This is a genomic window from Oscillochloris sp. ZM17-4 (assembly GCF_019599295.1).
Classification (GTDB): Bacteria; Chloroflexota; Chloroflexia; order Chloroflexales; family Chloroflexaceae; genus Oscillochloris.
Genome location: NZ_JAIEWN010000026.1, coordinates 55,496 through 68,095, shown reverse-complemented (window position 1 = coordinate 68,095; position 12,600 = coordinate 55,496). Strand labels below are relative to the sequence as shown.

Below are 12,600 nucleotides of genomic sequence, written 5' to 3'. Positions count from 1 at the left end.
GGAGATCATCCCGACGCTGCGCTACCTCGATGGCGGCGATGACCAGGCGGCGATCGGCGCCCTGACGCGCGACGGCTTCTGGCGCGGCGAGGTTATCCAGCCCCACCACGATGGGCGCGAGCTCGTGATCAACTCGTCGGTGCAGGTTCTGCGCGACGCCGGGGGGCGGCTCCAGTCCTTTATCGCGATCAACCGCGACGTGAGCGCCCAGCGGGCGACCGAGCAGTCGCTGCGGCACTACGCCGAGCGCCTCGACATCCTGAACCACCTGAACCAGCGCACCCTGGCCGGCTCCCCCCTCGACATGACCGTCGCGGAGGTGCTGGATCAGCTGCGCGCCCTGGTGCTGGTGCCCCACGCCAGCGTGCTCCTCTACGGCGTGGAGGGGCCGAACATGGGCACCTTCCTCGGCGTGAGCAGCGATCTGGGCGGCTGGCCGGGGGCCGGGGATGTGATCGACATGGGCGTCGAGCCGCTCGGCGCCCTCGACGAGTCCCGCCAGATCCGGCTCTACTACAATCTGGATGATGCCGACCCTGCCGACGAGGCGGAGTCGGACGCCATCCCGCACACGATCATCGCCGCCATCCGCAGCATGGGCATCCACTCGCTGCTGTCTCTCCCGCTCATCGCCGACGGAGAGCTGCTCGGCTCGCTCAATCTGGCCACGCGCAGCCCGTATGAGTTCCCCGACAGCCAGATCGCCATCGCCCGCGAGGTGGGCACCTACCTGGCGATCAGCATCCAGTCGGCGCGGCTGCGCGAGAACGAGCGGCGCGCCCGCCAGATCGCCGAGACCCTGCACCAGGCCGGCGTGGCGCTGACCCAGTCGCTCGACCTGAACCAGGTGCTCGAGTCGCTGCTCGACTACCTGAAGAAGCTGGTGCCTTACGACAGCGCCAACGTGATGCTGCTGCGCGAGGGCTGGCACTTCGAGATCTATAGCCTGCGCGGCTACGAGCACCGCGCCGACATCGCGGAGATCCGCCAGATCAGCTTCGACGCCCGCGAGCACCGCATCACCAGGCAGATCATGCAGAGCCGGCGCAGCCTGCTGATCAGCGACACCATCAACTACCCCGGCTGGGTCGCGGTGTCTGGGGGCGAGGAGATCCGCAGCTGGATGGGCATCCCGATCATCAGCCGGGGCGATCTGCTGGGCATCTACGCGGTGAATAAGCTGACGCCGGGGTTCTTCACCGAGGAGTCGGTCTCTCTGGCCGAGACGCTGGCGACGGTGGCGGCGGCGGCGATCTCCAACGCCCTGCTCTACGCCAGCTCCCAGCAGGAGCTGGCCGAGCGCCGCCGCGCCGAGGCGAACCTGGAGGCCGAGCGGGCCCAGCTGGCCCGCCGGGTGACGGAGCGCACCGCCGACCTGATCGCGGCCAACGCTGAGCTGGCCCGGGCCGCGCGGCTGAAGGACGAGTTCCTGGCCAATATGTCGCACGAGCTGCGCACGCCGCTGAACACCATCCTCGGGCGGGCCGAGATCATGCGCGAGCACATCTACGGCCCGCTGACCGACCAGCAGGAGTACGCTATCGGCAGCATCGACGAGAGCGGCCGGCATCTGCTGGCCCTGATCAACGATATCCTCGACCTCTCGAAGATCGAGGCGGGCAAGCTCGATCTCCAGATCGCCGCCGTCGATATCGCATCCCTCTGCCATGCCTGCGTGCGGATGATGGCCCAGGCCGCCGCGGCCAAGGGGATCAGCCTGAGCACAACCTTCGATATGGCGGCCGAGCGCATGGAGGCCGATGAGCGGCGGCTCAAGCAGATCCTGGTGAACCTGCTCTCGAACGCGGTGAAGTTCACCCCGCAGGGGGGGCGCGTGAGCCTGGAGGTGCGCGGCTCGCGCGACCGCAGCCAGATCGAGTTCATCGTCGCCGACACCGGGATCGGCATCGCCGCCGCCGATATCCCCCGCCTCTTCAAGCCCTTCGTCCAGATCGACGCCGGCCTCGCGCGCCAGCACGAGGGCACCGGGCTCGGCCTCTCGCTCGTGCTGCGCCTGGCCGAGGCCCACGGCGGGAGCGTCGCCGTGACCAGCGCCCCCGGCGAGGGCAGCCGCTTTTGTGTGACGCTACCCTGGGACACGACCCGCGCCCTGGCGACCCCGGAGGACACCGACGGCGCGCTGCCGCCCCTCGCCCGCGCCCTGATCGTCGATGACTCGCCGGCGTCCAGCGAGCAGCTCGCGCGCTACCTGGCCGACCTCGGCTGCGCCGCGACCGTCCACGGGCGGGCCGGCGGCGCGCTTGACCTGGCCGTCGAGCTGCGCCCCGACCTGATCTTGCTCGATGTGCTGCTGCCCGACCAGACTGGATGGACGGTCCTCACCCAGGTGCGGGGCGACCCGCGCACCACCGCGATCCCCGTGCTGGTGATCTCGGTCGTCGACGAGCCAGACCTCGCCCGTGAGCTGGGGGCCACCGCCCACCTGCTCAAGCCGATCTCCCGCGCCGACCTGCTCCACGCACTGCGCCAGATCGCCCACGCCCGGCCCGCCCCAGGAGCGACGCCCGCCTCCGAGGCTCGCCTATTGGCCCAGGGGCGCCGCATCCTGCTGGCCGAGGACAACGAGGACAATATTAGTCTGCTGCGCGACTACCTGCCCCTCCAGGGCTACGAGCTGCTCGTGGCCCATAACGGGATCGAGGCGATCCGGATGGCCCGCACCATCCGGCCCGAGGCCATCCTGATGGATATCCAGATGCCGGTGATGGACGGAATCGAGGCGACCATCCGCATCCGCGCCGACGCCGAGCTGTGCGACATCCCGGTGATCGCGCTGACGGCGCTGGCGATGCCGGGCGACCGCGACCGCTGTCTGGCCGCCGGCGCGGACGCCTATATCGTCAAGCCGATTAGCCTGCGCGACCTGCCGGTCCAGATCGAGGGCGCGATCATGAAGCGTGCGCAGCGCGCCGCACAGGAGCCGTGATGACCACAGGCGATCCGACTCACGGCGGCGACACCTTCGAGCTGTACGACCTGGCGGTGGTGGTGGAGTCGATCGAGGGCCACTGCACATGCAGCATGGCCGTGGGCGACACCTTCTTTCTGCGGGGCGGCAAGCTCTCCATGCCCGAGGGCACCGACTTCTGCGTCTACGCGATCCAGGCGGCCCTGCCCCTGCTCCCGGCCAAGCAGCGCCGCAACCACCCGGCCGACTGGATGGAGACCGACGCCCGTGTCACCTGCCCCGACCCGGCCTGCCGCCTGATCATGCGCGTCGACCGGGTGGCGACCCGCGCCCTGCGCCACGACGATGTCAGCCCCATCCCCTGGGCGCCGCCCCCCACGGTATAATCTGTGGTAGGGCTGGGCGGCTTCGCCGCCCAGCCCTACCACGCTTAGGGTCTGGGGCATCGCCCCATGCGCATCAAATTAAGCCCAAATTCTCCTCTTGTTTTGCGGAGATATGCCAGCTTCGCTGGCATATCTCCGCAAAACAAGCACGGCTTGTCGGGCGGCAGCCCTGCAAGCCCGCGTTGTGTCTGTGGTGGAATACGATAAGGAGCACCCATGCGATTCGGGATCCGTCTCAACAGCGACTCGGGCGTCATCCGCGAGGTGGTGCGCCGCGCGCAGCTCGCCGAGGAGCTGGGCTTCGACGACTTCTGGTACTGCCACGATCTGATGAAGCGCGACGCCTGGGTGACGCTCTCCGCCGTGGCCGCCGCCACCAGCCGCATCCGCGTGGGCACCTGCATCGTCAACCCCTTCAGCGCCAGCCCCGCCGAGATCGCCATGGCCGCCGCCAGCCTCCAGGAGCTTAGCGAGGGCCGCTTTGTGCTCGGCATCGGCCCGGGCGACCCGCCCTACCTGGGGTGGATCGGCCAGGCCCAGGCCCGCCCGCGCGCCGGGCTGGCCGAGGCGGTGGCGATCCTGCGCCGCCTGCTGCGCGGCGAGGAGGCCGGCGTCGCCGGCGAGGTCTTCGCCGGCTGGGACCCGCAGGCCCGCCTGCGCTTTGACCTGCCGGCCCAGCCCATCCCGATCTATATCGGCGGCCAGGGGCCGCGGGTGCTTGAGCTGATGGGTGAGGTGGCCGACGGCGGCCTGCCCATCCTCTTCCCGCCTGAGACGATCGATTTCGTGCGCGGGCGGATCGCCGCCGGCGCCGCGCGCGCGGGCCGCGACCTGGCCGGCTTCGACCTGGCCGCCTGCGTCTGGTGGTCGGTCGCCGAGACCCGCCGCGAGGCCGAGGACGCCCTGCGCTACCTGGCGGCCTACTACGGGCCATCGCTGCGCGCCGAGACGCTGGCGCCGATCAGGCTGACGCCCGCCGACTTTGACCCGGTGCGCGACGCTTGGCAGGCCGGCGATATGGACCGGGCCATGGGCGCGCTCACCCCGGATATGTTCCGTCTGGCGATCTACGGATCCCCCGATGATATGCTGGCCCGGCTGCGCTGGCTGGCCGCGCGCGGCGTGACCCAGATCAACATCGGGCCGCCGCTCGGCCCCGATCCCGAGGCCGCCCTGCGGCTGACGGCGCGGCTGCGCGAGCAGCTGTAGGGGGCGGCAGCCCCATACCCACAAAATGTGCCTGATGGGCACAAAAACCGATGTTGCTTTGGGGGAATATGCCAGCTTCGCTGGCATATCTCCCCAAAGCAACAAGGAATCTGTTGTGAGGAAAGACTGCCTGAAAGGATCGTCCAATGCCCACTATCGCCTTCATCGGCGCCGGGAGCACGGTGTTCGCCCGCAACCTGCTCGGCGACATCCTCAGCTTCCCCGAGCTGGCCGACGCCAGCATCAGCCTGTTCGACATCGACCCGGAGCGCCTGCGTACCTCCGAGGTGGACGACCTGATCGCCGCCCACGGCGACTGGCTGCCCGCCTACACGTAGCGGCCCGCCCGGCCCGCCCGGCGGCGGCGCACACAGGCCCGCCACTTGTGGTAGGATGCCCGGCGCGTCTCTCGTGATCAGGTGGGGCACTCTATGTTTCGTCGGGCGCTGGCCGCCCTCGCGCTTACGCTCGTAGCTCTGGCGCTGACCTTGACGGCCCTGATGGGCGCGCTGCTCGCGCCGCGCCCCTGGGCGCTCGATGTCGGCGCCCCCGGCGATGCCTACAGCGTCATCGATGCCTACCCCGCCGAGCAGGGCGATGGCGGGAGCCTGCGCTGGTCCCGCGACTCGGTCGGCCTGCGCGTGCCGGGGGCCTACATCGGCGAGTCCACGCTGTCGCTGCGCCTCTACCGCGAGGCCCTGCCCGAGCGGGGCGACGCCCCCTGGCCCCTTGCGCTCGCGCAGGCTGACGCCCCGCCGGCCCGCTTCGACGCCCCGCCGGGCTGGCGGGTCTACCGTGTCCTGCTGCCCCCCGGCGCGTCCGCCGGCCCGCTCACGCTCACGGGGCCGACCTTCCAGCCCGGCAGGGGCGACCCGCGCGACCTGGGGGTGGCGATCGACTCGCTCGCCGTCCGCCCCCTGCCCGGCGCCGGCGTCCCGCTGGCCCTGGCCCTGGCCCGCGTGATCTGGCTGACCCTGGCCCTGGCCCTGGCCGCCGCCGCCGGCTGGCTGATCGACCGCTGGTCGCTCGGCGTCGCCGGCGCGGCCGGCCGGCCCCGGCGCGCCGCCGGGCTCGTCGCCGGCCTCGGGGCCGCCCTCGCCGCCTGGGCCTGGCTCGACCCGATGAGCCTGGCGTGCTCGATGGGCATCTACGTCTTTAACGCCGACAAGCTGATCAGCCGCCTCTCCGAGGGCAGCGACGATAAGCCGCGGATCGACTTCGGCAAGAACGTCATCCCGGCCATGGTCGCCGAGGACCGGGTCTACGCCCACCGCTTCACGGGCTACTGGGTGGACGTGGGGACGATCCAGTCGTACTGGGAGACGAGCATGCAGCTGCTTGACTCGACGCTTGACTTCGACCTGTTCGACCAGAGCTGGGTGATCCGTACGCGCAGCGAGGAGCGCCCGCCGGCGAAGGTTGGCCCGCAGGCCCGCGTCGGCCAGTCGATCATCTGCAACGGCTGCACCATCCGCGGCACGGTGGAGCGCTCGGTGCTCTCGCCGGGGGTGTACGTCTCGCCCGGCGCGGTCGTGCGCGACAGCGTGGTGATGAACGATGTCTGGATCGGCCCGGGGGCCGTGCTCGACCGGGTGATCGTCGATAAGCAGGTGGTGGTGGGCGCGGGCGCCCGCGTCGGCTTCGGCGACGACCTGACGGTGCCCAACGCGCGCCAGCCCGACAAGCTCACCACCGGGGTCTCAGTGATCGGTAAGTCGGCCCACATCCCGCCCGGCATCAGCGTCGGCCGGAATGTGGTGATCAACGCCGACCGCGACACCGAGGACTTTCCGGGCGGCGATGTGGCGTCGGGGGAGACGATCTGATTATATTGCAGATTGCAGATTGCAGATTGTAGATTGGGGCGCATGCTGATATCTATAAATCTGCAATCTGCAATCTGCAATCTGCAATCATTATGCTACGAACATTAGCCCTCATCCTCGCCGGCGGCGACTCGCCCGCCCTGTCGGTGCTCACGGCCGAGCGCACCGAGGCGGCCGTGCCCTTCGGCGGCAAGTTCAAGATCATCGACTTCACGCTCTCGAACTGTGTGAACTCGGGGATCTATAACGTGGGCGTGCTCACCCAGTACCGCCCGCGCTCGCTCCACGCCCACCTCGGCGTCGGCCGGCCCTGGGACCTCGACCGCGCCCAGGGTGGCCTGCGCCTGCTCCACCCCTCGCCCACGCCCGACGGCGGCGGCTGGCAGCGCGGCACCGCCGACGCCGTGCGCTATAACCGCGACCTCGTCGAGGAGCAGGCCGTCGACGCGGTGCTGATGCTGGCCGGCGACCATATCTATAAGATGGACTACACGCCGCTCCTTCAGCTCCACGAGGAGCGCGACGCCGACGTGACCATGGCCGTCCACGGCGTCAGCCCCCACGATGTGCGCCGCTACGGGATCGTCTCGGTGGGCAGCGACGGCCGGGTCGATAGCTTCGTCGAGAAGCCGCGCCGCTCGCTCTCCAGCCTGGCATCAATGGGCATCTACGTCTTCCGCAAGCAGTACCTGCTCGACCTGCTCTCCAAGGGCGACGAGGCCGACTTTGGGCGGCACCTGCTGCCCAAGATCATCGGCAAGGCCAACGCCTACGCCTACAACTTCCAGGGCTACTGGGCCGATGTCGGCACCGTCCAGGCCTTCTACGAGTCGAACATGGCCCTGCTGGCCGAGACGCCGGCCCTCGACCTGTATGACCCCGAGTGGGTCATCCACACCACCAGCGCCGACCGGCCCGGCGTGCAGATCGGCGCGAGCGCGCGGGTCGAGAACAGCCTGCTCAGCGACGGCTGCCAGGTCCACGGCAGCGTCGTGCGATCGGTGCTCTCGCCCGGCGTCTATGTGTCGCCCGGCGCCATCGTGCGCGACTCGGTGATCTTCGGGGACGCCTGGATCGGCCCCGACACGGTGGTCGACCGCTGTATCGTGGACGAGGGCGTGCGGATCGGGGCCGGGGCGATGGTTGGCGACGGCGAGGATAACACGCCGAACCACGAGGCGCCCGAGCGCCTGAACACTGGGCTGACGATCATCGGCCTGCGCGCCCACATCCCCGACGGCGCGCGCGTCGGCCGGAATGTGGCCGTCCGCCCGCGCACCGCCGAGGAGGCCTTCGGCAAGGGCAAAAACGTGGATAGCGGGTCAACGGTGTAACGTAGGGCCGAAGCATTTGGCGCTGGCGCTCTGCGCCAGCGCCAAATGCTTCGGCCCTACGGCATTCAACATTCAACATTCAACATTCAACATTATGAACACCCCCGAGATCACTATCGACCCCAGCCTGCGGCCGCGGCTCCAGCAGGGCCACCCGTGGGTCTACCGCAACCACGTTTCGGGCGGCGAGCGGCTGCGCTCGGGCCAGTGGGTGCGCGTTCGCTGCGGCGGCTGGACGGCCTACGGCCTCTGGGACGCCCGCAGCGCCATCGCGGTGCGGATCGTGAGCCGCACCGCGATCCCCGACGACGACTGGGTCGGCGAGCGCGTCTGGGAGGCGTGGGAGCTGCGCGCCGCTGTCCGCGACGCCTCCCCGGCCACCAGCGCCTACCGCTGGATCTATGGCGAGGGTGACGGCCTGCCCGGCCTGGTGGCCGACCGCTACGGCGACTACGCGGTGATCCACACCTACGCCGACAGCGTCCAGGCGATCGCCAGCCAGGTGGCCTCGGCCATGCGCGGGATCGACCCGGATCTGCGCGGGGTGGCCCTGCACCAGCGCGAGCAGGACGATGATGAGGGTGATGCCGAGTCCGGCCCCCGGCCCCCAGCCCCCAGCCTCCGGCCGATCTGGGGCGAGCTGCCGCCGCAGGATCTGGTCATCCAGGAGCACGGGATTCTCTTCCGCGCCGACCTCTGGCGCGGCCAGAAGACCGGACTGTTCCTCGACCAGCGCGAGAACCGCCGCGCCGTCGAGTCGCTGGCCGGCGGGCTGACGGTGCTGAACTGCTTCGCCTACACCGGCGGCTTCTCGCTCTACGCCCTGCGCGGCGGCGCCGCCGAGGTGACGAGCGTGGACATCGGCCGGGGGCTGGCCGAGGCCGCCGATGATAACATCGCCCTGAACCGGCTGGACGCCGGGCGCCACCGCTTCCTCACCGAGGACTGCTTCGGCCTGCTGGACGCCTACGTCAAGGCGAGCCGGCGCTTCCAGATGGTGATCCTTGACCCGCCAAGCTTCGCGCGGGCCAAGGGCAGCGCCCACGCCGCCCTACGCGCCTACGCCCGGCTGAACGCCCTGGCGATGCGCTGCGTCGAGCCGGGCGGCCTGCTGGTCACATCCAGCTGCACCAGCCAGGTCGGCCCCGAGTCGTTCCGCGCCATGCTCGGCGACGCGGCTGCGGCCGCCCAGCGCCGCGCGCAGATCATCTATGAGGTCGGCCAGCCCGCCGACCACCCGGTGCCCGCAGCCTTCCCCGAGGGCCGCTACCTCAAGTTTCTCGTCGCGCGGGTGCTGGCGATCTCATAAACGCTCTAATGTGGGTTGCGGCGAAGCCGCAACCCACATTAGAGCGTTGAAGATTCCTCAGTACAATGGCACTTGTGCTATAATTCAGTATGCACGTCCTACAACTCTCCTGGGAATTCCCGCCTCACGTCGTCGGCGGGATGGGCCGCCACGTCGCTGAGCTAGCCCCGGCCCTCGCCGAGGCTGGCCTCCGTGTGTCTGTCGTCACGCCGCAGCTGCGCGGCGGCCCCAGCGTGGAGCGGCTGGCCCCCGGCCTGAGCGTCTACCGCGTCCCGCTCTCGCCCGCCCCCGGCGTCGACTTCCCGCACTATGTGGCCCAGTGCAGCCGCGACCTTGAGCGGGCCGCGATGGGCATCGCCACATCGGTCGGGCGCGTCGACCTCATCCACGCCCACGACTGGCTCACCGCCGAGGCGGCCGGGCGGCTCAAGCACCTCTGGCGCACCCCGCTGATCGCCACCATCCACGCCACCGAGCGCGGGCGCGGCCAGGGCCACATCAGCGGGCGCGCCTCCCAGCAGATCAACGACCAGGAGTGGCTGCTCACCTACGAGGCCTGGCGCGTGATCGTCTGCTCGCAGTTTATGCGCGGCCAGGTGATCGACTACTTCCAGACGCCCGCCGATAAGATCGATGTGGTGACGAACGGCATCGCCCTCGACCCCGACCCCTTCGCCGGGCCGGCGGATCGGCAGGCCTTCCGGCGGCGCTTCGCGGCCGACGACGAGGGGCTGGTGTTCTACGTGGGCCGGATCGTCTATGAGAAGGGGCTACAGGTGCTGCTTGAGGCCTGGCCGCAGATCGCGCCTGCCAACGCCCGCCTGCTCATCGCCGGCACCGGCGGCTACCTCGACGCGCTCCAGGGCCAGGCTGAGGCCGCCGGCCTGAACGGGCGCGTGCGCTTCGCCGGCTTCCTCAGCGACGACGAGCGTGATAAAATCTACCGCGTGGCTGATGTTGCCGTCTTCCCCTCGATCTACGAGCCCTTCGGCATGGTCGCCCTGGAGGCATCCGCAGCCAGCTGCCCGCTGGTGGTCAGCGACGCGGGCGGCCTGGCTGAGGTGGTGCGCCACCGCGAGACGGGCCTGATCGCCCCCGCCGGCGATGCTGACGCCCTCGCCGCCGCTGTCCTGGAGTGCCTGCGCTGCCCCGACCAGGCCCGCGCCCGCGCCGGCGCGGCCCTCGCCGAGGTTCGCCGGCGCTACACCTGGGACCGGATCGCCGCCACGACGATCACCACCTATACGCGCATCCTCGCCGAGTGGCGGGCCGGGGACTGGGGGAGATGAGGGGACAGGGGATAGGGGACAGGGGACAGGGGACCGATGGAGAAGCATAAGCCTTAGACAAGGTTCGTGGGTGTGTCACAGTTTGGTGTCGCGCATGGCGTGCTGATATGCTTCACCTGTGCCTTGTACGCTGTGACCTGTATCCTGTATCCTTGCCGTATAAGCGGGTGGCAGCGCCGAGGGAGAGGGTTCGTATACCCTGTACCCTGTACCCTGTGCCCTAGAAACATATGCCAGGAAGTAGCTTCGGACAGAGCTTTCGCCTCACCACATGGGGCGAGTCCCACGGGCCGGCGGTTGGGTGTACGGTTGACGGCTGCCCCTCGGGGCTGGATCTGACGGTCGAGGATATCCAGCGCGAGCTGGATCGCCGCCGCGTCGGCCAGAGCAAGGTCAGCTCGCAGCGCCAGGAGCCCGACGCCGTGCAGATCCTCTCCGGCGTCTTCGAGGGCCGCACCACCGGCACGCCGATCAGCATGCTGGTCTTCAACAGCGACGCCAAATCCTCGCACTACGACAGCATCAAGGAGCTGTACCGCCCCGGCCACGCCGACTACAGCTGGGACGCCAAGTACGGCTTCCGCGACCACCGCGGCGGCGGGCGCTCCAGCGCCCGCGAGACGATCGGCCGGGTGGCCGGCGGCGCCGTCGCCAAGCTGCTGCTGGCCCGCTCGGGGGTGAGCATCGTCGGCTACACCCTGCAGCTGGGCGACCTGCGGGCCCAGGTGATCGATGAGGGCGAGATCGAGCGCAATATCATGCGCTGCCCCGACCCGGCGGTGGCCGAGGAGATGGTCGCCCGCGTGGACGCGGCCCGCCGCGCGCTCGACTCGCTCGGCGGCGTGGTCGAGGTGCGCGCCCGAGGCGTGCCCGCCGGCCTCGGCGAGCCCGTCTTCGATAAGCTCCAGGCCGATATCGGCAAGGCCATGTTCTCCATCCCGGCGATCAGGGGCGTGGAGTTCGGCGAGGGCTTCGGCGTGATCGGCCTGCGCGGCTCGGAGAACAACGACCCCTTCGTGCGCCGCGAGGACGGCAGCATCGGCACGACCAGCAACCGCCACGGCGGCATCCTCGGCGGCATCTCGACCGGCGAGGAGATCATCGTGCGCCTGGCCGCCAAGCCCCCGGCGAGCATCGCCCAGCCCCAGCAGACGGTCGACCGTGAGGGCAACCCGGCCACCATCGAGGTACACGGCCGCCACGACCCCACCGTCCTGCCGCGCCTCGTCCCCGTGGCCGAGGCCATGCTGGCCCTGGTGCTGGCCGACCACCTGCTCAGGCAGCGCGCGGCGCGGGCGTGATAATGGTGAATTGTGAATGGTGAATGTTGAATGATCGGCATAGGCGTGCCATATGCAGTCGGATAAAACAAAGCCATTCACCATTCACCATTCACCATTCACCATTCTGGCCGCGGCGGCGGCCGGCCTCTGCTGGTCGGGAGCCCTGGCCCTGCTGATCTTCGGCGGGCTGAGCGCCGCCGAGCCGCCCCTGGCCCCGCAGCGGCTGCTCTACTACGGGCTGACCCTGGGCGCGGCCCTGCTCACCTTCGCGCCGATCGAGCGCGGCCTGGACATGCCCGGGCTGACGGTCGAAGGTGTGGTGGGGGCGTCGCTGCTGCTCTACGGGCTGGCCTTCGTGCCGCCGCCCACCGAGTGGCTGCTCTCCCCTCCCGATATGCCGGTCTACGCCCTGCTGATCGGCGCGCTCTTCCTCTGCGGCGCCGCCACGTCGCGGCCCTTCATCGCCGCCGTCGGCCGGCGCATCTACAAGGAGCGCGTCCACGCCCTCGACCGGCGCCGGGTGCGCCGCCAGTCCTATGAGGTCGGCCTGCTGGTCGCAACCCTCGCCGCCCTCGCCGGGCTGCGCGTGCTCACATGGGTCAGCGTCCTGCTGCTGGCCCTCGCCGTCACCGTCGCCGAGCTGCTCTTCCTCGCCCGCTTCGAGGCGAAGTAGGTATGGGGCGAGACCGTAAGGGCGCAGCAGCGCTGCGCTGCTGCGCCCCTGCTCTCTGTATGAAGGAGACCCTCAATGATCCGCATCAGCATCATCGGACTCGGCCTGATCGGCGCATCGCTGGGCATGGCCCTGCGCAGCGCCGATGTGAAGGAGAGCCCCCTCGGCGAGATCGAGGTGGTCGGCTACGACCGCGACAGCCGCGCGGTGAAGGAGGCCCGCGGCCGCCTGGCGATCGATACGGAGGCGCGCACCCTCGCCGAGGCCGTGCGCGACGCCCAGATCGTCGTGCTGGCCACGCCGGTGCAGTCGGTGCGCGAGGTGCTGGCGCAGCTGGCCAGCCTGCTCCCCGCCGGCGCCAT

General features: G+C 70.0%; 10 protein-coding genes and 1 pseudogene. All 11 read left to right on the top strand.

Annotated elements, in window-relative coordinates:
- The coding region (locus K2Z83_RS18015; RefSeq protein ID WP_220596573.1) for a response regulator at positions 1-2,947 on the top strand (2,947 nt) is incomplete at its 5' end.
- Complete coding sequence (locus K2Z83_RS29625; protein ID WP_220596572.1) at positions 2,947-3,315, top strand: TIGR04076 family protein; 369 nt, start codon at positions 2,947-2,949, stop codon at positions 3,313-3,315. The genes K2Z83_RS18015 and K2Z83_RS29625, both read left to right, overlap by 1 nt.
- A 216-nt stretch (positions 3,316-3,531) precedes the next feature.
- Positions 3,532-4,524: an LLM class flavin-dependent oxidoreductase gene (locus K2Z83_RS18005; RefSeq protein WP_220596571.1), complete on the top strand. Its 993-nt coding sequence runs from the start codon at positions 3,532-3,534 to the stop codon at positions 4,522-4,524.
- 146 nt (positions 4,525-4,670) lie between these two features.
- Positions 4,671-4,814, top strand: a pseudogene (locus K2Z83_RS18000) (alpha-glucosidase/alpha-galactosidase); the annotation flags it as partial.
- Positions 4,815-4,955: 141 nt separating this feature from the next.
- Positions 4,956-6,350: a glucose-1-phosphate adenylyltransferase family protein gene (locus K2Z83_RS29170; protein WP_255604195.1), complete on the top strand. Its 1,395-nt coding sequence runs from the start codon at positions 4,956-4,958 to the stop codon at positions 6,348-6,350.
- Between the two features lie 92 nt (positions 6,351-6,442).
- Positions 6,443-7,684 (top strand): glucose-1-phosphate adenylyltransferase family protein, encoded by a 1,242-nt coding sequence (locus K2Z83_RS17990; protein WP_220596570.1) that lies wholly within the window; start codon positions 6,443-6,445, stop codon positions 7,682-7,684.
- Between the two features lie 94 nt (positions 7,685-7,778).
- The gene (locus K2Z83_RS17985; RefSeq protein ID WP_220596588.1) at positions 7,779-8,993 is read left to right on the top strand and encodes a class I SAM-dependent rRNA methyltransferase; all 1,215 of its coding nucleotides are present in this window, start codon (positions 7,779-7,781) and stop codon (positions 8,991-8,993) included.
- An 89-nt stretch (positions 8,994-9,082) separates the two neighbouring features.
- Positions 9,083-10,282 carry a glycosyltransferase family 4 protein gene (locus tag K2Z83_RS17980; RefSeq protein ID WP_220596569.1) on the top strand — a complete coding sequence of 400 codons (1,200 nt, stop codon included), beginning with the start codon at positions 9,083-9,085 and terminating at the stop codon, positions 10,280-10,282.
- Between the two features lie 230 nt (positions 10,283-10,512).
- Positions 10,513-11,583 (top strand): chorismate synthase, encoded by a 1,071-nt coding sequence (gene aroC / locus K2Z83_RS17975; protein WP_220596568.1) that lies wholly within the window; start codon positions 10,513-10,515, stop codon positions 11,581-11,583.
- Positions 11,584-11,635: 52 nt separating this feature from the next.
- The gene (locus tag K2Z83_RS17970) at positions 11,636-12,238 is read left to right on the top strand and encodes a hypothetical protein (protein WP_220596567.1); all 603 of its coding nucleotides are present in this window, start codon (positions 11,636-11,638) and stop codon (positions 12,236-12,238) included.
- 75 nt (positions 12,239-12,313) lie between these two features.
- Positions 12,314-12,600: prephenate dehydrogenase/arogenate dehydrogenase family protein (locus K2Z83_RS17965; protein WP_220596566.1), on the top strand; the 287-nt coding region annotated here is incomplete at its 3' end.

Coding starts and splice junctions, on each gene's coding strand:
- K2Z83_RS29625 (WP_220596572.1), top strand. CDS start 2,947: ATGACCACAGGCGATCCGACTCACGGCGGCGACACCTTCGAGCTGTAC.
- K2Z83_RS18005 (WP_220596571.1), top strand. CDS start 3,532: ATGCGATTCGGGATCCGTCTCAACAGCGACTCGGGCGTCATCCGCGAG.
- K2Z83_RS29170 (WP_255604195.1), top strand. CDS start 4,956: ATGTTTCGTCGGGCGCTGGCCGCCCTCGCGCTTACGCTCGTAGCTCTG.
- K2Z83_RS17990 (WP_220596570.1), top strand. CDS start 6,443: ATGCTACGAACATTAGCCCTCATCCTCGCCGGCGGCGACTCGCCCGCC.
- K2Z83_RS17985 (WP_220596588.1), top strand. CDS start 7,779: ATGAACACCCCCGAGATCACTATCGACCCCAGCCTGCGGCCGCGGCTC.
- K2Z83_RS17980 (WP_220596569.1), top strand. CDS start 9,083: ATGCACGTCCTACAACTCTCCTGGGAATTCCCGCCTCACGTCGTCGGC.
- aroC (WP_220596568.1), top strand. CDS start 10,513: ATGCCAGGAAGTAGCTTCGGACAGAGCTTTCGCCTCACCACATGGGGC.
- K2Z83_RS17970 (WP_220596567.1), top strand. CDS start 11,636: ATGCAGTCGGATAAAACAAAGCCATTCACCATTCACCATTCACCATTC.